This is a genomic window from Burkholderiaceae bacterium (assembly GCA_024235995.1).
Classification (GTDB): domain Bacteria; phylum Pseudomonadota; class Gammaproteobacteria; order Burkholderiales; family Burkholderiaceae_C; genus Ottowia.
Genome location: JACKLI010000001.1, coordinates 2808909 through 2829652, shown reverse-complemented (window position 1 = coordinate 2829652; position 20744 = coordinate 2808909). Strand labels below are relative to the sequence as shown.

The following is a 20744-nucleotide window of genomic DNA, read 5'->3' as shown; positions in this document are numbered from 1 at the left end:
CGAGTTCCGCAGCACCGCCCCGCGCCCGAGCATCGCAGGTTGCCCGCAGCGAAGCGAAGGGACACGGCCAGTGGGGTCGCCTTTTGTGTTCGCGTAACTTCGCTGCGCGAAGTGAGCGAACCCCGATACCGACCTTTGCTTACTTTCTTTTGGCGACGCAAAAGAAAGTAAGTGCGCTGCCGGGCGCACATCCCGGCCAGCAGGCGCCTGAAGCGCCAGCGGCGAGCGCATGAAATGATCCGCGCCTGGCTCCTGCTGCTGCTTGCGGCGCTGCTGTACCCGCTGGGCGCGCTGGCGCAGCCGGCATCGCTCGTCGACGGGCGGGACATGTTCCTCCTGGTCGAGGCCGGCGGCCACCGGCTGAGCCTGTTCGACGCCGAGCGCCGCGCGGTGACGGAGCGCATCGACAGCGACCACGCGCTGCAGGGCGCGCCGCAGTTTGCGCCGGACGGCCGCCATGCCTTTTTTGCCACGGCGGACGGCTGGGTCGTCAAGCTCGGGCTGTGGCCGCTGCGCGTGGCGGCCCAGGCGCGCGTGGGTATCGACTTGCGGGCCATCGTGCTCAGCGGCGACGGCCGCTGGCTGCTGGCGGGCAACGCGGCGCCCCGCACGGCGGTGCTGCTGGATGCCGAGCTGCAGCCCGTCAAGACCCTGGCCGCGCAGACGCTGGACGGCCAGCGCGACTCGCGCGTGGCCGGCGTGCTGGACGTGGCGGCGCGCCGCAGCTTCGTCGTCGCGCTGCAGGACATTGCCGAGCTGTGGGAGATCAGCTACGACCCCCAGGCGCCGCCGATCTACGACGGCCTGGTGCACGACTACCAGATGGGCGAGGCGATCGCCCGGCCGGGCTACCACAACGTGCGCCGCACGCCGCTGGACGCGCCGCTGGGCGCTCTGGCCAGCGGCCCCAACGCCGCCTATGTGGTCGGCGCGACGGCGCCCGACGCGAATGACGCGGACGGCGCGGCGCGCGCGGTGGTGGTCAACCTGGACGTGCGGCGTGCCATCGCCCGCCTGCCGATCGCTGGCGCGCCCAACCCGGCCGGCGGCCTGGTCTTCGAGCGGCAGGGCGCGCCGGTGCTGGCCATGCCCAATGGCCGGCAGGGCCTGGTCAGCGTGATCGACGCCAAGACCTGGCGGCCGCTGGCCAGCCTGGCCACGCCCGGGCCCGGCCAAGCGGTGCGCAGCCAGCCGGGCTCGCCCTACGTCTGGGTCGATGCCGGCGATGCGCTCGCCGTGTTCGATCAGCACACGCTGGCGGCCGTGGCCCAGGTGCGCGGGCCGGCCCATGCGCGGCTGGGGCCGGTGCAGTTCACGCACGACGGGCGCTGGGCGCTGACGATCGCGCAGGCGGATGAAGGGGCCTTGCTGGTGTATGACGCGGCCACGTTCAGCCCGGTCGCGCGCATTGCGCTGGAGCGCCCGGTGGGTCTCTACGCGGTGCCGGCCCCGGCCGCGCGCGCGGCCCAGCGGCGGTAGAACCGGCGCTTGAACGCCTCCACCAGGGCCAGGTAGGCGGCCACCAGCGCCAGCAGCAGCGCAAAGAACCCGGCCGGCAGCGGCGTGAAGCCCAGCAGCGGGGCCAGCGGCGTGAAGGGCAGCGCCACCGCCACGGCCACCACACCCAGCGAGGTCAGCGCCAGCCAGCGGTTGGGGCGGCTGCGCAGCGGGTTGCCGCGCGTGCGGATGACGAAGATCACCAGCACCTGCGTGGCCAGCGACTCGACGAACCAGCCGGTGTGGAACTCGGGCGCGCCGGCGTGCAGCACGCCCAGCAGGATGAAGAAGGTCAGCAGGTCGAACACCGAGCTGATGGGGCCGATGCGCAGCATGAAGTCGCGGATGAAGCCCATGTCCCAGCGCTGCGGGCGCGCCAGGTCGGCCTCGTCCACGTTGTCCAGCGGCAGCGCCAGCTCCGACACGTCGTACAGGAAGTTGTTGAGCAAAATCTGCAGCGGCAGCATGGGCAGAAAGGGCAGCAGCAGCGTTGCCAGCGCCATGCTGAACATGTTGCCGAAGTTCGAGCTGGTGGCCATCATGATGTACTTCATGACGTTGCCGAAGGTGCGCCGGCCCTCGCGAATGCCGGTGTGCAGCACGCCCAGGTCGTTTTGCAGCAGGATCAGCGCGGCGGCCTGCTTGGCCACGTCCACCGCGCCCTGCACCGAGATGCCGACGTCGGCGGTGTGCAGCGAGGGCGCGTCGTTGATGCCGTCGCCCAGGTAGCCCACCACGTGGCCGCGCGCCTTCAGCGCCAGCAGCACGCGGTTCTTCTGCTGCGGGTTGACGCGGCAAAACAGGTTGGCCTGCTCCACCCGCGCGCGCAGCGCGTCGTCGTTCATGGCGGCGATCTCGGCGCCGGTGAGCATGCCGGTGACGGCGATGCCCAGCTCGGCGCAGACGTGGCGCGTGACCAGCGGGTTGTCGCCGGTGACGATCTTGACCGCCACCCCGCTGGCGGCCAGCGCCTGCAGCGCCGCCCGCGCGCTGGCCTTGGGCGGATCGAGGAAGGCGGCAAACCCGGCAAACACCAGCCCGCATTCGTCGCCCACCACCGCGTCCGTCAGGCTGGCCGGCACGCGCTTGCTGGCGATGGCCAGCACGCGAAAGCCGTCCTGGCCCAGGCTGTCGAACAATGCGTGCACCTGCGTGCGGGCCGCTTCGTCGAATAATTTCGGGCTCTCGCCCGCATGCGCACTGTCTTGATCGCTATCACCCTGATAGTGCGTGCACAGGTCCAGCATGTCCTCCGGCGCGCCCTTGACGACCAGCAGGCGCTCGCCGGCGCACTCGACCAGCACCGACACGCGGCGCCGCTCGAAGTCGAACGGCACTTCGTCGATCTTGCTCCATGCGCTCAAATCCAGCCGCTCGTGCGCCAGGATGGCGTCGTCCATCGGGCTCTTCAGCCCGCTCTCGAAAAAGCTGTTGATGCCGGCCAGCTCCAGCACGCACGCGCTGTCGCGGCCCTGCGCGTCCACGTGGCGCTCCAGCCGGATGCGCGCCTCGGTCAGGGTGCCGGTCTTGTCGGTGCACAGCACGTCCATCGCGCCCATGTCCTGGATGGCCGACAGGCGCTTGACGATGACCTTGGCTCGGGCCATGCGCAGCGCGCCGCGCGCCAGCGTGACGGACACCACCATCGGCAGCAGCTCGGGCGTCAGCCCCACGGCCAGGGCCACGGCAAACAGAAAGGATTCGAGCAGCGGGCGCTGGAACGCCGCGTTGACCAGCAGCGTGAACAGCACCAGCAGCAGCGTCAGGCGCATGATCAGCAGGCCGAACTGGCGCGTGCCCTGCTCGAAGGCGGTGGGCGGCGCGGGCTGCTGCAGGCTGGCGGCGATCCGGCCGATGGCGGTGTGCCGGCCGGTGCGCCGGATCAGGGCGCGCGCCGACCCGCTGACCACCGTGCTGCCCATGAACAGGGCGCCCGCCGCGTCCGCGTCCCAGTCGCCGTGCTCGGGCAGCGGCTGCGCGGCGGCGTGGCGCTCGACGGGGTAGGGCTCGCCCGTCAGCAGCGCCTGGTTGACGAAGAAGTCCTGCGCCTGCAGCAACTGCGCGTCGGCCGGGATCAGGCTGCCGGCCGACAGCAGCACCACGTCGCCGGGCACCAGCTCGGCGGCCGGCCTTTGCACCGGCTGGCCGTCGCGCAGCACGAGCGCCGTCAGGGCGACCTGCTGCGCCAGCTTTTGCGCAGCCTGGCCGGCGCGGTATTCCTGCGCGAAGTCGAGCAGCACCGAGAGCGCGACGATCACGCCGATGATCGATGCGCTGGCCGTGTCCCCCGTCAGGGCCGAGACGGCGCTGGCCGCCAGCAGGATCAGCACCAGCGGGTTGAGAAAGCGCGCCAGCAACTGCCCCAGCATGGCCTGGGGCCGGGACTTGAGCTGGTTGGGGCCGTAGCGCGCCAGCCGTGTGGCCGCTTCGCCGTGGCTCAGGCCTGAATGGACGGTGAGCTCGTCCATGGGCGTGGTTATTCGATCCGCGCCAGCGTGGCTCCGGCGGCCTGAAAGCCGCCCGCAGGCGTGTGCTGCCGGATGTGGCCCGCGCGGTGCGCGTGCACCTGCATTTCCATCTTCATCGCCTCCATCACCGCCACCAGATCGCCGGCCTGCACGGCGGCGCCGTCGGCCACTTTCCAGGACAGCAGGGTGCCGGCGGCGGGGGCGGTGACGGCGTGCTCGTCGGCGGCGGGTGTGGCATCGGCGGGCGCCGCGGCCCCGCCCGGCTGCGCCGCCGCCAGGCCCGCCAGCAGATGCGCGGGCAGGCCCAGCAGCACGCGCCGGCCGTCGATCTCGATGGCGGTGCGCATCAATCCATCGGTGGCGGGCGGCTCGGGCCGGGCAGCGGGCTCGGCCTGCCACTGGCGCGCCAGATCGGTTTCGATCCAGCGGGTGTGCACGGCCAGTTTGTCATCGCTGGTGAAGTCGGCGTGCTGCATCACCGCGCGGTGAAAGGGCAACACGGTGGGCACGCCTTCGATGGTGAATTCGGCCAGGGCGCGGCGCGCGCGCTCGATGGCGGCCTGGCGCGTGGGGCCCCACACGATCAGCTTGGCCAGCAGGGAGTCGAATTGGCCGGCCACCAAAGAGCCGGCGGCCACGCCGCTGTCCACGCGCACGCCCGGGCCGCCGGGCGTGTCGAAGCGGGTGATGCGCCCGGGCGCGGGCAGAAAGCCGCGGCCCACGTCCTCGGCGTTGATGCGGAACTCGAAGGCGTGGCCGTGCGGGGCGGGCACGTCGCCGGCATCGAGCCGCGCGCCCTCGGCCACACGGAACTGCTCGCGCACCAGGTCGAAGCCGGTGGTTTCCTCGGTCACCGGGTGCTCGACCTGCAGGCGGGTGTTGACCTCCAGGAAGGAGATCGCGCCGCTCTGGCTGAGCAGAAACTCGACCGTGCCGGCGCTGACGTAGCCGGCGGCGCGGCAGATGTCGACGGCGGCCTGGTGGATGCGTGCGCGCTGCGCGTCGCTGAGGAAGGGCGCGGGGGCTTCCTCCACCAGCTTCTGGTTGCGCCGCTGCAGCGTGCAGTCGCGCGTGCCCAGCACGCGCACGTTGCCGTGGGCGTCGGCCAGCACCTGCGCCTCGATGTGGCGCGGCTGGTCCAGAAACTGCTCGACGAAGCATTCGCCGCGGCCGAACGCGGCCTGGGCCTCGCGCACGGCGGAGGCAAACAGCTCGTCGATCTCGTCCAGCTGCCACACCACCTTCAGCCCGCGCCCGCCGCCGCCATACGCGGCCTTGATGGCCATCGGCAGGCCGTGCTGGCGGGCAAAAGCGTGGATCTCGGCCACGTCGCGTACCGGCTCGGTGGTGCCCGCGGCCAGTGGCGCGCCCACGCGCAGGGCCAGCGCGCGCGCGCTCAGCTTGTCGCCCAGCAAGGCCATGGCGGCGGGCGGCGGGCCGATCCAGGTCAGGCCTGCGTCGATCACGGCCTGGGCGAAGGCGGCGTTTTCGGACAGAAAGCCGTAGCCGGGGTGCACGGCGTCGGCGCCGCTCGTTTGTGCGACGGCGATCAGCTTGCCGATGTCGAGGTAGGTGTCGGCCGGGCGCTGGCCGTGCAGGGCGTGGGCTTCGTCGGCCATGCGCACGTGCAGGGCGTCCAGGTCGTCGTCGGCATACACGGCCACGCTGCGCAGGCCGTGGTCGCGGCAGGCGCGGACGATGCGCACGGCGATTTCGCCCCGGTTGGCGATCAGCACTTTCTTCATTCTGGGGTTCCTTGGATTTCGGCAAACGGCGCCAGCGGTTTGAATTGAATCCATGCGCCGGGCGGGATTTGCGCCGCCAGATCGAGGTGCCAGGGCGCCACGCAGCCGATGACGGGGTAGCCGCCGGTCAGCGGATGGTCGGCCAGGAACAGCACCGGCTGGCCGTTGGCGGGCACCTGGATGGCGCCGGTCACCGTGCCTTCGCTGGGCAGCTCCTGCGTCTGCGCGCGCGTGAGGGGCACCTCGCCCTGCAGGCGCAGGCCCACGCGGTCGGCCTGCTGGGTGAGCTGCCAGCGCTGCGCCGCCAGCAGGGTCACGGCTTCGGGCGTGAACCAGTCGGTGCGCGGGCCGAGGGTGACGTCCAGCGTGACGGTGTCGCCCGCCTTGGGCAGGGGTGGCGGCGCCAGGTCGGGCGTGGCCACGGCGCTGCAGGCGCGCGTGTCGCCCACCGGCAGATGTTGGCCGGCGGTGAGCGCGGGCGGGCCGATCTTGGCCAGGGTGTCGCGGCTGGCGCTGCCCAGCACGGGCGCGATGACGAAGCCGCCGCGCACCGCCACGTAGCTGCGCAGGCCGGTGGCGGGTTGGCCCAGCATCAAGGTGTCGCCAGCGGCCAGGGCCAGGGCCTGGTTGCGCTCGACCGGCCAGGTGCGGCCGTCAGCGCGGCTGAGCATGAGCGCGCCCGTGGCGCCGGTGACGGCCAGCACCGTGTCGCCCTGGCTCGTCAGTTGCAGGCCGCCGGCCAGCGCTTCGAGCACAGGCTGGTTGGATGCGTTGCCCACCAGCCGGTTGGCGCGGCGCATGGCGCCCGCATCCAGCGCGCCGGCGGCCGACACGCCCTGCGCCGCCAAGCCGGGGCGGCCGGCGTCCTGCACCAGCGTTTGCAGGCCGCTGGCTTGCACGATGAGGGCCGGGCGCCCGTCGTCTGGCGGGGTGGCGCCGGATGTGGATTTCAAGGTTTTTTGGCCGCTGGCCCTCGTGGGGTATGCGCCATCAGCTATTGATTTTGTAGTTTCATCGACAAAGTGCACACGCATGCCCGGCTGCAGCAGCGCGGGTGGGTCGCGCGCCAGGTCCCACATCTTCAAATCGGTGGTGCCCAGCAACTGCCAGCCGCCGGGCGTGGCATCCGGGTACACGGCGGCAAAGGTGCCGGCCAGCGCCACCGAGCCGGCGGGCACGCGGGTGCGCGGCGTGGCGCGGCGCGGCACGTTCAGGCTGGGGTGGCCGCCGCTCAGGTACGCAAAGCCGGGCGCAAAGCCGCAGAAGGCCACGGTGTAGTCCTGCCCGGTGTGGCGCGCGATCAGCTCGGTCGGGGTGATGCCCAGCAGCGCGGCGACTTCGGCCAGGTCTTCGCCGTCGTAGCGCACCGGGATTTCGATGCGCGGGCCATCCTGCTCGACCGGGCCGGAAATGTCGCGCTGCGCCAGCGCGTGCGCGAGCGCGGCGACATCCGGTTCGCCGGGCTGCAGATGAAGCAGCAGCGTGCGCGCGGCCGGCACGATTTCGTCGATGCCGGCGATGGGTGCGCGCTGCAGCGAGGCGAGCAGGGCCAGCGTCTGCTCCAGGTCGTCCAGTTCGACCAGCAGCGCGCGGGGGTTGACGGGCAAAAAGCGCACGATGCTCCTCGGTCAGACGTGATAGCGGCTGTCGGGCACGTCGGTGATGAACATGTGGCCCGGCGCGTGCGTGACGGCAAAGGGCACGCCCGAGGCCATCACGGCGGCCTGCGGCGTGACGCCGCAGGCCCAGAACACCGGCACCTCGCCGGGGTCGATGCGCACCGCATCGCCAAAGTCGGGCCGGCCCAGGTCGGCGATGCCCAGCGCCGCCGGGTCACCCACGTGCACGGGCGCGCCGTGCACGGCCGGAAAGCGCCCCGAGATCGACACCGCGTCGGCCACGCGCTGCGCGGCGATCGGGCGCATCGACACCACCAGCTCGCCGTGCAGGCGCCCCGCCGGGCGGCAGGGGCGGTTGGTGCGGTACATGGGCACGTTGCGGCCCTGGCTGATGTGGCGCACCTCGATGCCCGCTTCTTGCAGAGGGGCCTCGAAGGTGAAGCTGCAACCGATCAGGAAGGTGACCAGGTCGGGGTGCTCCTGCCATAGCGGCGTGGCGTCGCTCACTTCGCCGGCCAGCTGGCCGGCGCGCCAGACGCGGTACAGCGGGATATCGCGGCGCACATCGGCGCCTTCGGCCAGCACCGTCTGGTGCGCGCCGGCCTCGATCACGTCGAGCACCGGGCAGGGCTTGGGGTTGCGCTGGGCGTACAGCAAAAAGTCCCAGGCCCAGTCGCGCGGCAGCGCGATCATGTTGGCCTGCGTCATGCCGGGCGCCACGCCGGCCGTGGGCTCGACCTTGCCGGCGCGGTAGGCGGCGCGCGCCTGGCGCGCGGCATCGACCGCCGCGTTCATTGGACTACCCTCCGTGCTGCGCACTGCGGGATTCGCGCTTGGGAGCGGCCCGGCGCGCTCATGCCGCCTCCCGGGTGGCGAAGGGAGCGAGCGCCACGCCGGCCTGCTGCAGCGTGCGGCGCAGTTGGGCGGCCATCGCCACGGCGCCGGGGCTGTCGCCGTGCACGCAGATGGAGTCGGCGCGCACCGGCGCCAGGCTGCCGTCCACGGCCTCGACCACGCCCTCGCGCACCAGCCGCAGCATGCGCGCGGCTACCACGGCGGGGTCGTGCAGCACGGCCCCGGCTTCGCGCCGCGACACCAGCGTGCCCTGCGGCGTGTAGGCGCGGTCGGCAAAGGCTTCGGCGACCACGCGCAGGCCGGTGTCCTCGGCCCAGCGCACCAGGGGCGAGCCGGCCAGCGCGACCAGCGCCAGGCCGGCGTCGATGGCGCGGATGGCGGCGATCACGTCGCGCGCCTGGCGCTCGTCGTGCGCGATGGTGTTGTACAGCGCGCCGTGCGGCTTGACGTAGCGCACCTGCGTGCCGGCTGCGGCGGCCAGGCCTTGCAGCGCGCCGATCTGGTAGATCACGCTGGCCACCAGGTCGCTGCTGGCCACGTCCATGTTGCGCCGCCCGAAGCCGAGCAGGTCGGGGTAGGCCACGTGCGCGCCCACCACCACGCCGCGCGCCTGCGCGGCGCGCAGCGTGGCCAGGATGCCGGCCGGATCGCCCGCGTGAAAGCCGCAGGCCACATTGGCGCTGGTGACGATGTCGAGCATGGCGGCATCGTCGCCCATGATCCAGGCGCCCAGGCTTTCGCCGAGGTCGCTGTTCAGGTCGATCTGCATCGGGGTCACCTCGCTTGTGCAATGCTTGTCGGGCGGCCCGTCGCTTCAGGCGGCGACCGTGGCGTCGGTCAACTCGCGGCCGCGCGTTTCGGGCAGCAGCAGGCTGGCGACGATCACCAGCAGGTAGGCGCCGGCCGCCATGTAGCCGATGGCCACGCCCAGCGACATCGAACTGCCCATGATGCCGACCACGGCCGGGAAGATGGAGCCGACGGCGCGGCCGAAGTTGTAGCAAAAGCCCTGGCCCGAGCCCCGGATGTCGCTGGGATAGAGCTCCGACAGAAAGGCGCCCATGCCCGAGAAGATACCCGACAGGAAGAAGCCGAGCGGAAAGCCCAGCACCATCATGGCGGCGTCGGTGATGGGCAGCTGGGTGTAGCAGATGACCAGCACGCCGGCGCACAGCGCGAACAGCATGAAGCCGTTGCGGCGGCCCAGCCGGTCGCTCAGCCAGGCGCTGGTGAGGTAGCCCGCGAACGAGCCGGCGATCAGCACGATCAGGTAGCCGCTGGTGTTGAGCACCGACAGATTGCGCTCCATCTTCAGGTAGGTCGGCAGCCAGGTGGTGACGGCATAGTACGCGCCCTGCATGCCGGTGGCCAGCAGGCTCGCCAGCACCGTGGTGCGCAGGATGCCGGGCTTGAAGATGAGCAGGAAGTTGCTGCGCTGGCCGCTGGCCGCCAGCCTGGCCTGCGTGTCCTTGAACACCTGCGGGTCGCTGATGTTGCGCCGGATGTAGAGGATCAGCAGGGCCGGCAACACGCCGAGCCAGAACAGCACGCGCCAGGCCAGGGCCGGCTCGGCCAGCGCGTACACGGCCCAGAAGGCCAGCGCCGAGATGCCCCAGCCGATGGCCCAGGCGCTTTGCACCAGGCCGACGGCCTTGCCGCGGTGGCGCGCGCTGATCATCTCGGCGATCAGCACCGAGCCCACCGACCATTCACCGCCAAAGCCCAGCCCCTGCAGCGCCCGCGTGACGAACAGCTGCTCGGGTGAGTGCGTGAAGCCGCTCAGGAAGGTGAAGGCGCTGAACCACAGCACCGTGACCTGCAGCATGCGCACCCGCCCGTACCGGGGTCGGCCAGGATGCCGGCCAGCCAGCCGCCGATGGCCGAGGTGATCAGCGCGCCGGTGGCGATGTAGCCTGCCTGCGCCTTGGTCATGCCCCACAGCGCGATCAGCGTGGGGATCATGAAGGTGTAGATCATGTAGTCGAACGCATCGACCCCATAACCGAGGAAGGCGGCCAAGAGCGTCTTGCGCTCTTCCTGATTGGTTTCCTTGAGCCACATGGTGTGCCTTTCGTGTGTCGGGAAGGGGCTGGTGCTGCGCCCGTACTTTCTATTGATCAACCAAACATATAAATTGTTGAACAAAAATGAAGATTTCAAAATAGGGATTACCCTGATCCGACGGTCATGGGCGCGCACCCGGCTGGCTACACTCGGGCCATCTCGTGCCACGGCGCCGCGCGCCAGCCTGCAACCGGAGTTCGCCCTTGAACGCCTCGCCTGACCTGCCGCCCATGGTGATCGATCGCGCGGCCGAGCGCCTGCGCAGCCAGCTCGTCAGCGGCGCGCTGCTGCCGGGCCAGCGCCTGTCGGAGGTGGCGCTCAGCGCCAGCCTGGGCATTTCGCGCAATAGCCTGCGCGAGGTCTTCCGGCTGCTCACCAAGGAAGGCCTGCTGCGCCACCTGCCCAACCGCGGCGTGTTCGTGGCCATTCCCAGCATGGCCTCGATCATCGACATCTACCGCGTGCGCCGCATGGTCGAGTGCCAGGCGCTGGCGCAGGCCATCGCGCAGCATCCGGCGCGCCGTGCCATGCGCGAGGCCGTGGCCGAGCAGCGCCGGCTGGCCCAGGCCGGCCGCTGGCAGGACGTGGGCTCGGCCAACATGCGCTTTCACCAGGGCGTGGTCGCCCTGGCCGACAGCGAGCGCCTGGACGCGCTGTTCGCCCACCTGCTGGTGGAGCTGCGGCTGGCCTTCGGCATGCTGCGCGACGCCGAGTTTCTGCACGCGCCCTACGTCGAGATGAACGCCGCGATCCTCGAGCGCTTCGAGGCCGGCGACATGGCGCGCGCCGCCGAACTGATGCGCGAGTACCTGACGCACTCCGAGCGCGCCGTGCTTAGTGCCCATGCACGGCACGTGGGCGACGCCGGGGCCACGCCGGCGGCAGCACCCAAGGGGCGTCGAAAGCTATCGGAAAAGTAGCATTCCGGGATTGACAGACGCCGGCTATCGGGCGTTTGGGCTTGAAATTTCTACAACAGCCGCCCGAACCACCACACCGACAGCCCGCCCGCCAGCAGCACCAGGGCCGCGCCGGCCAGGGCGAACAGGGAGGTGACCTCGGTCTCCTTCTTCTCCAGCGTCAGGCGGCTGGACAGGCTCTGGTAGACCTTCTTGAGGTCGTGCGCGGTGCCGGCGTAGAAGTAGTCGGCGGCGGTCTTCTGCGCGATGGCCTTGAGCGTGGCCTCGTCCAGGCGCACGCGCATGGACCAGCCCTCGAAGCCGATGATCTCGCCGTCCACCGTGCCGATGCCCACGGTGTAGACCTTGACGCCGCGGTCGGCGGCCATCTGGGCGGCGTCCAGCGGGTCGACGCCGGTGGTGCGCTGGCCGTCGGTCAGCATGATGATGGCGGCCGAGCGGTAGGAGCCGGGCGGCACGGGCACGAACTCGTCCTGTTTGGGCGGCGACAGGTCCAGCGAGCGGCCCAGGCCGTCGCCGCGCATGCGGTCGGGGCTGAGCTGCTGCAGCTCGATGCCGGCCTTGGGAAACAGCGTGGCCAGCGAGATCACGATGGCGTTGCCGGTGGCGGTGGCGCGCTGCAGCTGAAAGCGGTCGATGGCGGCGATCAGGTCCTGGCGGTTGAGCGTGGGCCCCTGCGCCACCTGGGCCGAGCCGGCAAAGGCGACGACGCCGACCTTGATGTCGCGCGGCAGCTCGGCCAGGAAGGTCTTGGCCGCCTCCTGCGCGGCGATCAGGCGGTTGGGCTCGACGTCGGTGGCGCGCATGCTGGCCGACACGTCCATCGCCAGGATGATGGTCTGCTGGTTGGACGGCAACGTGACCAGCGCCACCGGCCGCGCGCTGGCCAGCACCAGCGTGGCCAGCGCCAGCAGCATCAGCAGCGGCGGCAGGTGGCGGCGCCAGCCGGGGCCACGCCCCAGGGCCTCGCGCACCAGGGCCAGGCTGGCGTAGCGCACGGCGGCCCTGCGCCGGCGGCGCAGCAGCCACAGGTACAGCAGCACCAGCAGCGGCAGCGCCAGCAGCAGCCACAGGAACTGCGGCCACAGAAAGCCCGGCTGCGGGATCGCCGCGGGCCATTTCAGGGAGCGGAGCCAGTCGAGGTTCATGGACGCATCGGGTACGAAACCATTGTGGCCCGATCAGGCGCTGTTGCGAAGGTGCGCGGGCAGGCCCCCGCCGCTGGCCGCCCGCACGCGCTGGCGGCGCAGCTCGATGAAGCGCACCAGGGCGTCCAGCAGCGCGCCGTCGGTGGCCAGCTCCAGCGTGTCCACCCCGGCGTTGGTCAACGCGGCGCGCAGTTGCTGCTCGCGCTGCGCCGCGCGCTGCGCGAAGCGGCGGCGAAAGCCGGCGTCGTGCGTGTCCACCAGCAGCTGCTCGCCGCTCTCGGCATCAAGCAGGGTCAGCAGGCCCAGGTCGGGCAGGGCGCGCTCCAGCGGGTCGAGCAGGCGCACGGCCAGCACCTCGTGGCGCACGGCCAGCTGCGCCAGCGGCCGCTCCCAGCCGGGCTCGCTGATGAAGTCCGACACCACGAACACGCTGGAGCGCCGGTGGATGAGGTGGCCCGCTGCCTGCAGCAGCTCGGCCAGGCGCGTGCTGGCCGGCGCCTGGGCGGCGGCGCGCGCGGGCCGGTGCATGACGGCGTGCAGCAGCTGCAGCACGTGGGCGCGGCTGGCACGCGCCGCAATCACCTGCTCCACCCCCGCGCCGTACAGCAGCGCGCCCACGCGGTTGCCGTGGCGCGTGAGCAGCCGCGCCAGCACGGCCACGAACTCGGCCAGCAGCTGGCGCTTGCTTTGCGCGCCCGAGCCGAAGTCGACCGAGCCGCTTAGGTCCAGCAGCAGCCAGGCGCTCATCTCGCGGTCTTCGGTGAACACGCGCACGTGCGGCGTGTCCAGCCGTGCGGTGACGTTCCAGTCGATGTGGCGCACGTCGTCGTGCAGCTGGTATTCGCGCAGGTCGGCCAGGTCCAGGCCGGTGCCCCGCATCAGCGTGCGGTGGTGGCCCTGCAGCAGGCCGTCCAGGCGCTTGATCACGGTCCACTCCAGCCGGCGCAGCAGCTGCTCGGCGTCGGGCGGCTGCTGCACGCCGGCGGCCGGCGCGCGCGCGTTGGGCACGGCGTGCGGCCGGGGCGGGCGGGGGCGCAGCCAGCCTCTCATGGCTTTCAGGCTACGCGCCGCTCGTGCTGCAGCGGCTTGGCCGGCGGCGGCACGTGGTCCATCACGCGGTGCACCAGCTCGTCGGCCGACAGGTTGTCGGACAGGGCCTGGTACGACAGCACCACGCGGTGGCGCAGCACGTCGGGCGCCAGGTCGCTCATGTCCTCGGGCAGGGCGTAGCCGCGCCCGCGCATCAGCGCCAGCGCGCGCGCGCCCTCGATCAGGCCGATGGTGGCGCGCGGGCTGGCGCCGTAGGTGATCAGCGGCGCCAGCTCGGCCAGGCCGGCCGCGGCCGGCGCGCGCGTGGCCGACACCAGGCGCACCGCGTACTGCACCAGCGAGGGGTCGACGTAGACCTCGCGGCATTCGCGCTGCAGCTGCACCAACTGTTCCATGCTGGCCACCGGCTGCACCTCGATGCGCGGGCCGGTGACGCGCTGGGCAATGACGAACTCCTCCTCGTCGCTGGGGTAGTCCACCAGCACCTTCATCAAAAAGCGGTCCACCTGCGCCTCGGGCAGGGGGTAGGTGCCCTCGGTCTCGATCGGGTTCTGCGTGGCCATGACCAGGAAGGGCTCGGGCACGAAGTGAGTCTGCCCGGCGATGGTGACCTGGCGCTCCTGCATCACCTCCAGCAGGGCGCTCTGCACCTTGGCCGGCGCGCGGTTGATCTCGTCGGCCAGCAGCAGGTGGGTGAACACCGGGCCCAGCGCGGTGCTGAACTCGCCGCTCTTCTGGTTGTAGATGCGCGTGCCGATCAGGTCGGCCGGCACCAGGTCGGGCGTGAACTGGATGCGCTTGAACTGCCCGTGCAGCACCCCGGCCAGGGTCTTGATGGTGAGCGTCTTGGCCAGGCCCGGCACGCCCTCCACCAGCAGGTGGCCGCCGGCCAGCAGGGCCACCATCACGCGCTCCAGAAAGCGGTCCTGGCCCACCACCACGCGCTTGACCTCGTACAGGATCTTCTGCATGCGCTCGGCGGTTTCGGTCTTGGGCGAAAAGCGCTGGTCGTCGGCTTGGGTCATGCGTGGCGTGCTCCTGAAATAATAGTCAAAACGGAATCTGCCCGGCGCCGGCGGCGGCGTTCTCGATCGGCACCGCGAAGCCGATGCCGATGAAGGTGCGCGCCGACGTCGGGTTGAGGATGGCGGTGACGATGCCCACCACCTGGCCGTCCATGGTGATGAGCGGCCCGCCCGAGTTGCCGGGGTTGGCGGCGGCGTCGAACTGGATCAGGTTGCGCATGATCTGCCCGCCCTCGGGCGAGCGGAACGCCCGCCCCAGGCCCGACACCACGCCGCTGGACACCGAGGGCCCGATGCCGAACGGAAAGCCGATGGCCACCACCTCCTCGCCCGGCTGCAGGTCGCCCGTGGTGCGCAGGGTGGCGGCCTGCAGGTCGTCGGGCAGCTTGCTGGCGCGCAGCACCGCCATGTCGTTGTCGGGCTGCACGTTGACGATGCCGGCCGGGCTCTCGGTGCCGTCGGCAAAGGTCACGGTGATCTTCTCGGCCTCCTGCACCACGTGCAGGTTGGTCAGGATGGTGCCGTTGTCGCGGATCACCACCCCGGTGCCGATGCCGCGGCCCAGCTCCACCTGGCCCTTCTTGCCCTTCTTGCCTTCGATGACGCCTTCCACCCGCACCACCGACGGCGCCACCGTGGCGGCCGCGCGTGCCGCCTGCGAGGGCAGCACCTTGGTGGCGGCCGTGTGCAGCACGGCGGCGTCGATGTCCTTTTGCGTCAGCGCGCGCGGCGCCGGCACACGCCAGGGGCCCAGCGCCAGCGCCCCGCCCAGCGCCAGCGCGCCGATGGCGGACCACAGCGCGGCTGGGTGGCGCCAGCCGGCGGCCCAGCGGCGGCGCCAGACGCCCGCCTGGCGCACCGGCGGCGTGGTCGGCGGCATGACCAGCGGCTTGGTTGGGTTCGGCTCGGGCGCCGCGGCAGCCGCCGGCGCGGCCGATGAGGGCGATTGGCTGTAGAGCGCGGTGCGGCGCATGGTCTCACCCCGGACATCGAAAGGGCAATGGGATGCACGGTAGCATGGTTTGCCCCCTGTGTGGGTATGAAAAGGTCATTGACATGCACGACGAGACGGGCAGCGCCGGCGGCACACCCTGGCGCCTGGACTGGGCGCAGGCGCCGCAGGGCTGGAACTGGGCCGCGCAGGACGGCGACGGCCGCTGGTACTGGTACCGCACGCGGCCGCAGCCGGGCTTTGCCGGCCGCGTGTGGCGCGCCAACTCGCGCAGCCAGCAGCTGGCGGGGCAGGGCGCGCCCAACGAGGACTGGCACCTGACGCTGTGCGAGCGCGGCGGCTGATACGCTTGCCCCCATGGCTCGCTGGATCGACACCCACTGCCACCTGGATGCACCGGAGTTTGCGCCCGACGCCCGCGCGGTGCGTGCCCGGGCGGCTCATCAAAATGTAGCGCTGTGCGTGATCCCGGCGGTCGAGGCGCCGGCCTTCGAGGGCGCGCGCGCGCTGGCGCACCAGCTGGGCGACGCCTACGCGCTGGGCATCCACCCGATGTGCGTGGCGCGCGCGGCCGACGACGCGCTGGCGCAGCTGGACGCGGCGCTGACGCGCCACGCCGCCGACCCGCGCCTGGTGGCCGTGGGCGAGATCGGGCTGGACTACTTCGTGCCCGAGCTGGCCGCGCCCGGCCCGCTGCGCGCGCGGCAGGAGCACTTCTATCGCGAGCAGCTGAAGCTGGCGCGCCGCCATGGGCTGCCGGTGATCCTGCACGTGCGCCGCTCGGTGGACGCCATCCTCCAGGGCCTGCGCGAGATCGAGGTGGCGGGCGGCATCGCCCACGCCTTCGGCGGCAGCCGCCAGCAGGCCGACCAGTTCCTGCAGCTGAGCTTCAAGCTGGGCTTTGGCGGCGCCCTGACCTACGAGCGCGCCACGCGCCTGCGCGCGCTGGCCACGGCGCTGCCGGCGCACGCCATCGTGGTGGAGACCGACGCCCCCGACATCCCGCCGCAATGGCTGTACGCCAGCGCCGCCCAGCGTGCCGCGGGCGCCGCCACCGGCCGCAACGAGCCAGGCGAGCTGCCGCGCATCGCCGCCGTGCTGGCCGGCTTGCGCGCGGTGCCGGTCGAGGCCTGGGCGGCGCAGACCACCGCCAACGCCTGCTCGGCGCTGCCGCGGCTGGCGGCGCTGGTGGATGACGAATGATCAGTCGTCATGCCCGGGCCCTTGCGGTACCCCCGCCGGCAGATCGGCATCGGTGGCCCACCAGCCCTGCGCCAGCGCGCCCAGCGCGATGCCGGCCACGGCCCACAGCAGCGTGACGTTGCCTGCGCCCAGGCCGGCGATGGCCGGGCCCGGGCACACGCCCGTCAGGCCCCAGCCCACGCCGAACAGGGCCGCGCCGGTCAGCATGCGGCCGTCCCAGCGGCTCTCATGCACGCCAAAGCGCCCGCCCAGCAGGGGCGCCTTCAGCCAGTGCGCCAGCCCCTTGTAGGCCAGCAGCGCGCCGCCGGCGCCGCCGGCCATCACCAGCATCAGGCCCCAGTCGCGCCACTGCAGAAAGCTCAGCACCACCTCGGGCCGGATCATGCCGGCCAGCGCCAGCCCAAAGCCGAACAGCGCCCCCGCGGCCAGCGTGGCCAGTGCCTTGCCAATGTTCATACGATCCACCGCGTGACCAGGTTGGCCGTCAGCATGGCGGTGGCCAGAAAGGTGAGCACCGCCAGCGCCGAGGGCCATTGCAGCGAGCCCAGCCCGCAGATGCCGTGGCCCGAGGTGCAGCCGCGCCCGCGCCGCGCCCCGTAGCCGGTGACGAAGCCGCCTGCCAGCAGCAGCCACCAGGGCACGGCGGTGGTTTCGGCCACGCCCTGGCCCTGCCACAGCCACCAGGCCAGCGCGCCCAGCACCAGGCCCAGCGCGTACAGCAGGCGCCAGCCGCGCGAGTCCAGCCACGGAGCCTGCTGAAAGAACGGCCGCCGCAGCGCGTAGGACCAGGTGGTGGTGAACACCGAGCTCATGCCGCCGACGCGGCCCGTCAGCACGAACAGCAGCGCCACGCCGGCGCCCACGCACAGGCCGCCCAGCAGGTAGTTCAGCCAGCCGGTGGGGAAAAGGGTTTGCCAGATCGTCATGCGCCGATGGTAGCCGGCAGCCGACGCCGCTGCCCGGGGGGCTCAGATCCAGCCGCCCGGCCCGGGGCTGGTGTGGATGGTGAACTCGGGCGTGCCGCCGAGCACGAAGGCGCCCAGCACCAGGCTCAGCAGCGACATGAAGATGCTGGCCCAGAACGCCGTCCAGAAGCCGCCGACGTGAAAGCCGCGCACCAGCGCGCCCACCAGCATCAGCACCAGCGCGTTGATGACCAGCAGGAACAGCCCGAAGGTGACCAGCGTCAGCGGCAGCGTCAGCACCACCAGCAGCGGCCGCACCACCGCGTTGGCCAGCCCCAGCAGCAGGGCGGCCACGATGAGCGCGCCGGCGCCATCGAAGCGCAGGCCCTTGAACACGTGGCTGGCCACCCACAGGCCGAACGCCGTGATGGCCCAGTGCAGCAGGAAGGGGGTGAGGTTGGCGAGCATGGGTCGGAGGCGGTGGTGCAGAAAACGAAGCTTGCATTCTGCACCGCCGCCGCCCGCGACAATCGGCGGCATGACCCCCGTTGCCCCGCACGCACCCCTGCAGGTGCACGCCCTCGCGCTCGATTCCCCCGGCGGTGCCCGCATCACCGGCTGGAGCGCCGCCTTTGCCTCCGGCCTGTCGCTCGTCGTCGACGAAGAGGGCGAGCACAAGACTGCGTTGCTGCGCCTGCTGGCCGGCGAGGCGGCGCCGGCCGCGGGCTCGGTGCGCTGGGGCGGCGCCGACGTCGCGGCGCTGGACGCGGCCGAGCGCGCGGCACGCATCTTCTGGCGCGACCCGCGCGAGCCCTGGCCCGAGCTGTCGCCCGAGCAATGGGCGCGGCAGCAGGCCGGGTGCCACCCCGGCTGGCGCGCGGCCGACTGGCAGGCGCTGGTGCAGGGGCTGGGCCTGGACGAACACCGGCACAAGGAGATGTTTCGCCTGTCCACCGGCGGCAAGCGCAAGGTGCTGCTGGCCGCGGCGCTGGCCAGCGGCGCGCCGCTCACGCTCATCGACGAGCCCGAGGCCGCGCTCGATGGGCCTTCGATCCGCCACCTGCGCCAGGCGCTGGCGGCCGAGGCGCGGCGCTGCCGGGAGAGCGGGCGGGTGATCGTGGTGGCGAACTACGAGGCCGTGCCCGACGTGCCCTGGGGGCAGGTGCTGCGCCTGGCGTGACGGGGCCAGGCCGCACGGCATGCCGCGACGAAGCGGCTTGAAGAGATGATTCGGCCCGCAGCCAGCGTGCATCATGCGCCAACAGCTATCGAAAACAAAGCATACGCGGCTTTGCGGCAGGCGTCGCCGGTGCGCTTGGCCGTAGGCCACAATGGCGGCCGTCCATCTTCAGGCCCGCCCATGTCCCGCACCCACCACCACGACCCGCACCGCGAATCCCACAACGCCCACAACGCCGGCTGGCTGCGCGCCGCCGTGCTGGGCGCCAACGACGGGCTGCTGTCGACCAGCGGCCTGGTGGTCGGCATGGCGGCGGCCGGCACCGACCTGCGCGTGCTGCTGCTGACGGCGGCGGCGGGGCTGACGGCCGGCGCGTTCTCGATGGCCGCGGGCGAATACGTCTCCGTCAGCTCGCAGGCCGACGTCGAGCAGGCCGACCGCGCCACCGAGGCGCGCGAGCTGGTCGACCAGCCCGAGCAGGAGCTGCGCGAGCTCACCGGCATCTACCGCCGGCGCGGCCTGTCGCCCGAGCTGGCGGCCCAGGTGGCGCACGAGCTGACGGCGCACAACGCGCTGGACGCCCACCTGCGCGACGAGCTGGGCATCACCGCGCACAACGAGGCGCGCCCGCTGCAGGCCGCGCTGGCCTCGGCCGGGTCCTTCGTGGCCGGCGCGCTGCCGCCCATCCTGATCGTGCTGCTGTACCAGGGCGCCGGCCTGACCTCGCTGCTGATCGGCGCCACGCTGGCGCTGCTGGCCGCGCTGGGCGCCATGGCCGCCAGGCTGGGTGGCGCGCCCATGGGCAAGGGCGCCGCGCGCGTGCTGTTCTGGGGCGCGCTGGCGATGGGCGCCTCGGCGCTGATCGGGCAGCTGTTCGGGACCGGGTCGGCGGGGTGAGGGTGCTGCCCGGCCTATGAGTCAAATCAGGCTCTGGCGCGCATCCAGAAAGCGCGAGAAGCTATCGAAACGAGAGAAATGGGCGGAAGCTGGCGTCAGGCTGTCAAGCCGTTGGCTGCGGCCTTGGTCATGGGCAGCGTGGTCTTGCAGCGCGGGTAGTGGATGCAGCCCCAGAAGCGCTCGCCGGTCTTGCGCGAAGCACGGCCAGCCATTTTCACGCCGCAACTCGGGCACGTCGGGCGCCAGTATTCGCCGTCGAACGCCGTCGCCAGCAGTGCGGCCTGCTGCTCGGGCGTGCGCGCAGCGATCAGCGCCAGCAACCCATCGCCATCCTGCGCGTTGATGCCGTTGGCGCGGGCGAAGGTCAGTGCGTCGGCGGTAAAGCGCGAGGTGGTGGCGTAGGTGCCGCGCTTGAGGCCGTGCGAGGCCATCACGCCGAAGAACTCGGGCATGGCCGACACCGGCACCGCCTTGTCCTGCCAGTGCTTGCACTGCACCACGCCCACCGGTGCACCGCCCGCGTGGCGCGAATGCAGCCACACATCGACCCCGCCGTCGGCGCCATGCGACTGCGCCCGCGTCTCGAAACCCGCTTGGGCAAACAGCTGCTCCACCACCGCCTCGAAGCGGCGCCATTCGATGGCGGCGAATACCTCGGGGCTCCAATGCGTCAGGCGCTTGTGGGCAGGGGACGCGACAGGGGAGGGCGTCGCAGGCGGCTCAGGTGCGAGGCTGGGTTCCATGCGCTCGTCGCCAGTTGTCGAAACTGGATGCGCCGCGGACGGGCCGCTGGTGGTGGTTGGTTCAACTTGGGTCCGACTGCTTGACGTTGGACGCGCCGTGGCACCTTGCTTGGACGCACTCAATTTGAGAACCAGCATGTGGAAGGCGACGGCCATGGCACCCAATCCAAGCATGATCCATCCAGGGGTTTGCAGCCCCGTTTTGAACGCGCGTACGACGGGGCTTGACCCGAGCATGGTCGGCACCAACAGCATGCCGAGACCCATGGCGATCAGGGTTAAACCGATGGAGAGCGGTGATTCTTTCGTTCTGCGTCGTCGCATGAATGAAAAGAGAAATCGGGAAGGCTCGGCGTAGGAAAGGAGTCTGGCGCTCAGTGTTTGGGCTGACGTTCGGTCTTGTCGCACGGCGCGGCCTCACGCGCTTTTGGCACGGCCCTCCCAAATGCATCCGCAATCCGCTGGGCGCGCGC

General features: G+C 71.7%; 19 protein-coding genes and 1 pseudogene. 6 read left to right on the top strand and 14 right to left on the bottom strand.

The features are described from left to right. Positions 1 to 234: 234 nt before the first annotated feature. Complete coding sequence (locus tag H6927_13570) at positions 235 to 1479, top strand: cytochrome C oxidase Cbb3 (protein ID MCP5219125.1); 1245 nt, start codon at positions 235 to 237, stop codon at positions 1477 to 1479. Here H6927_13570 and mgtA read toward each other — a convergent pair. The 6 genes and pseudogenes from mgtA to H6927_13540 form a co-directional block, all read right to left on the bottom strand. Further along, a complete protein-coding gene (mgtA, locus tag H6927_13565; GenBank protein MCP5219124.1) occupies positions 1434 to 3965 on the bottom strand; it encodes a magnesium-translocating P-type ATPase in 2532 nt (843 codons plus the stop codon). The genes H6927_13570 and mgtA overlap by 46 nt on opposite strands. Before the next feature lie 8 nt (positions 3966 to 3973). Beyond that, positions 3974 to 5710 carry an ATP-grasp domain-containing protein gene (locus H6927_13560; GenBank protein ID MCP5219123.1) on the bottom strand — a complete coding sequence of 579 codons (1737 nt, stop codon included), beginning with the start codon at positions 5708 to 5710 and terminating at the stop codon, positions 3974 to 3976. Further along, on the bottom strand, positions 5707 to 7326 hold the full coding sequence (locus H6927_13555) for a 5-oxoprolinase/urea amidolyase family protein (GenBank protein ID MCP5219122.1): 1620 nt from the start codon (positions 7324 to 7326) through the stop codon (positions 5707 to 5709). Before H6927_13555 ends, H6927_13560 begins: the two co-directional genes overlap by 4 nt. 12 nt (positions 7327 to 7338) lie before the next feature. After that, the gene (locus H6927_13550) at positions 7339 to 8124 is read right to left on the bottom strand and encodes a putative hydro-lyase (GenBank protein ID MCP5219121.1); all 786 of its coding nucleotides are present in this window, start codon (positions 8122 to 8124) and stop codon (positions 7339 to 7341) included. 58 nt (positions 8125 to 8182) lie between these two features. Further along, positions 8183 to 8953, bottom strand: a complete 771-nt coding sequence (locus tag H6927_13545) for a LamB/YcsF family protein (GenBank protein MCP5219120.1) — start codon at positions 8951 to 8953, stop codon at positions 8183 to 8185. A gap of 45 nt (positions 8954 to 8998) precedes the next feature. Continuing rightward, a pseudogene (locus tag H6927_13540) lies at positions 8999 to 10245 on the bottom strand (MFS transporter). Positions 10246 to 10478: 233 nt separating this feature from the next. Between H6927_13540 and H6927_13535 the strand changes: the two are divergent. Further along, positions 10479 to 11168: a GntR family transcriptional regulator gene (locus H6927_13535; protein ID MCP5219119.1), complete on the top strand. Its 690-nt coding sequence runs from the start codon at positions 10479 to 10481 to the stop codon at positions 11166 to 11168. A 50-nt stretch (positions 11169 to 11218) separates the two neighbouring features. Here the strand turns inward: H6927_13535 and H6927_13530 are convergent, their stop codons facing one another. Genes H6927_13530 through H6927_13515 form a run of 4 tightly spaced genes read right to left on the bottom strand, consistent with a single transcriptional unit; the run spans position 11219 to position 15364 of the window. Next, positions 11219 to 12316 (bottom strand): VWA domain-containing protein, encoded by a 1098-nt coding sequence (locus H6927_13530; protein ID MCP5219118.1) that lies wholly within the window; start codon positions 12314 to 12316, stop codon positions 11219 to 11221. 33 nt (positions 12317 to 12349) lie between these two features. Beyond that, a complete protein-coding gene (locus tag H6927_13525) occupies positions 12350 to 13366 on the bottom strand; it encodes a DUF58 domain-containing protein (protein ID MCP5219117.1) in 1017 nt (338 codons plus the stop codon). 5 nt (positions 13367 to 13371) lie between these two features. Next, positions 13372 to 14391, bottom strand: coding sequence for a MoxR family ATPase (locus tag H6927_13520; GenBank protein ID MCP5219116.1), 1020 nt, complete (start codon positions 14389 to 14391; stop codon positions 13372 to 13374). A 25-nt stretch (positions 14392 to 14416) separates the two neighbouring features. Then, positions 14417 to 15364, bottom strand: a complete 948-nt coding sequence (locus H6927_13515) for a trypsin-like peptidase domain-containing protein (protein ID MCP5219115.1) — start codon at positions 15362 to 15364, stop codon at positions 14417 to 14419. An 83-nt stretch (positions 15365 to 15447) separates the two neighbouring features. Here H6927_13515 and H6927_13510 point away from each other — a divergent pair, with 83 nt between their 5' ends. Further along, the gene (locus tag H6927_13510; protein MCP5219114.1) at positions 15448 to 15687 is read left to right on the top strand and encodes a hypothetical protein; all 240 of its coding nucleotides are present in this window, start codon (positions 15448 to 15450) and stop codon (positions 15685 to 15687) included. 13 nt (positions 15688 to 15700) lie between these two features. Then, the gene (locus H6927_13505) at positions 15701 to 16546 is read left to right on the top strand and encodes a TatD family hydrolase (GenBank protein MCP5219113.1); all 846 of its coding nucleotides are present in this window, start codon (positions 15701 to 15703) and stop codon (positions 16544 to 16546) included. Here H6927_13505 and H6927_13500 read toward each other — a convergent pair whose 3' ends face one another. Genes H6927_13500 through H6927_13490 form a run of 3 tightly spaced genes read right to left on the bottom strand, consistent with a single transcriptional unit; the run spans position 16547 to position 17919 of the window. After that, positions 16547 to 17002, bottom strand: coding sequence for a YeeE/YedE family protein (locus H6927_13500; protein ID MCP5219112.1), 456 nt, complete (start codon positions 17000 to 17002; stop codon positions 16547 to 16549). Beyond that, complete coding sequence (locus H6927_13495; protein ID MCP5219111.1) at positions 16999 to 17472, bottom strand: YeeE/YedE family protein; 474 nt, start codon at positions 17470 to 17472, stop codon at positions 16999 to 17001. Before H6927_13495 ends, H6927_13500 begins: the two co-directional genes overlap by 4 nt. Positions 17473 to 17514: 42 nt before the next feature. Continuing rightward, positions 17515 to 17919 carry a phage holin family protein gene (locus tag H6927_13490; protein MCP5219110.1) on the bottom strand — a complete coding sequence of 135 codons (405 nt, stop codon included), beginning with the start codon at positions 17917 to 17919 and terminating at the stop codon, positions 17515 to 17517. 70 nt (positions 17920 to 17989) lie between these two features. On the opposite strand from H6927_13490, the gene H6927_13485 reads away from it, so the two are divergent. Continuing rightward, a complete protein-coding gene (locus H6927_13485; protein MCP5219109.1) occupies positions 17990 to 18631 on the top strand; it encodes an ATP-binding cassette domain-containing protein in 642 nt (213 codons plus the stop codon). Between the two features lie 180 nt (positions 18632 to 18811). Next, entirely contained in the window at positions 18812 to 19528 is a 717-nt protein-coding gene (locus H6927_13480; GenBank protein ID MCP5219108.1) for a VIT family protein, read from the top strand. Positions 19529 to 19623: 95 nt separating this feature from the next. On the opposite strand, the gene H6927_13475 is transcribed toward H6927_13480, so the two are convergent. Continuing rightward, positions 19624 to 20595, bottom strand: a complete 972-nt coding sequence (locus H6927_13475) for a restriction endonuclease (protein ID MCP5219107.1) — start codon at positions 20593 to 20595, stop codon at positions 19624 to 19626. Positions 20596 to 20744: the final 149 nt, after the last annotated feature.

What these genes read in the sequence shown, in the direction of transcription:
- H6927_13530 (MCP5219118.1), bottom strand. Translation starts at nt 12,316, where the DNA reads ATGAACCTCGACTGGCTCCGCTCCCTGAAATGGCCCGCGGCGATCCCG.
- H6927_13480 (MCP5219108.1), top strand. Translation starts at nt 18,812, where the DNA reads ATGTCCCGCACCCACCACCACGACCCGCACCGCGAATCCCACAACGCC.
- H6927_13515 (MCP5219115.1), bottom strand. Translation starts at nt 15,364, where the DNA reads ATGCGCCGCACCGCGCTCTACAGCCAATCGCCCTCATCGGCCGCGCCG.
- H6927_13525 (MCP5219117.1), bottom strand. Translation starts at nt 13,366, where the DNA reads ATGAGAGGCTGGCTGCGCCCCCGCCCGCCCCGGCCGCACGCCGTGCCC.
- H6927_13500 (MCP5219112.1), bottom strand. Translation starts at nt 17,002, where the DNA reads ATGAACATTGGCAAGGCACTGGCCACGCTGGCCGCGGGGGCGCTGTTC.
- H6927_13475 (MCP5219107.1), bottom strand. Translation starts at nt 20,595, where the DNA reads ATGCGACGACGCAGAACGAAAGAATCACCGCTCTCCATCGGTTTAACC.
- H6927_13485 (MCP5219109.1), top strand. Translation starts at nt 17,990, where the DNA reads ATGACCCCCGTTGCCCCGCACGCACCCCTGCAGGTGCACGCCCTCGCG.
- H6927_13520 (MCP5219116.1), bottom strand. Translation starts at nt 14,391, where the DNA reads ATGACCCAAGCCGACGACCAGCGCTTTTCGCCCAAGACCGAAACCGCC.
- H6927_13560 (MCP5219123.1), bottom strand. Translation starts at nt 5,710, where the DNA reads ATGAAGAAAGTGCTGATCGCCAACCGGGGCGAAATCGCCGTGCGCATC.
- H6927_13510 (MCP5219114.1), top strand. Translation starts at nt 15,448, where the DNA reads ATGCACGACGAGACGGGCAGCGCCGGCGGCACACCCTGGCGCCTGGAC.
- H6927_13545 (MCP5219120.1), bottom strand. Translation starts at nt 8,953, where the DNA reads ATGCAGATCGACCTGAACAGCGACCTCGGCGAAAGCCTGGGCGCCTGG.
- mgtA (MCP5219124.1), bottom strand. Translation starts at nt 3,965, where the DNA reads ATGGACGAGCTCACCGTCCATTCAGGCCTGAGCCACGGCGAAGCGGCC.
- H6927_13495 (MCP5219111.1), bottom strand. Translation starts at nt 17,472, where the DNA reads ATGACGATCTGGCAAACCCTTTTCCCCACCGGCTGGCTGAACTACCTG.
- H6927_13550 (MCP5219121.1), bottom strand. Translation starts at nt 8,124, where the DNA reads ATGAACGCGGCGGTCGATGCCGCGCGCCAGGCGCGCGCCGCCTACCGC.
- H6927_13490 (MCP5219110.1), bottom strand. Translation starts at nt 17,919, where the DNA reads ATGCTCGCCAACCTCACCCCCTTCCTGCTGCACTGGGCCATCACGGCG.
- H6927_13570 (MCP5219125.1), top strand. Translation starts at nt 235, where the DNA reads ATGATCCGCGCCTGGCTCCTGCTGCTGCTTGCGGCGCTGCTGTACCCG.
- H6927_13505 (MCP5219113.1), top strand. Translation starts at nt 15,701, where the DNA reads ATGGCTCGCTGGATCGACACCCACTGCCACCTGGATGCACCGGAGTTT.
- H6927_13535 (MCP5219119.1), top strand. Translation starts at nt 10,479, where the DNA reads ATGGTGATCGATCGCGCGGCCGAGCGCCTGCGCAGCCAGCTCGTCAGC.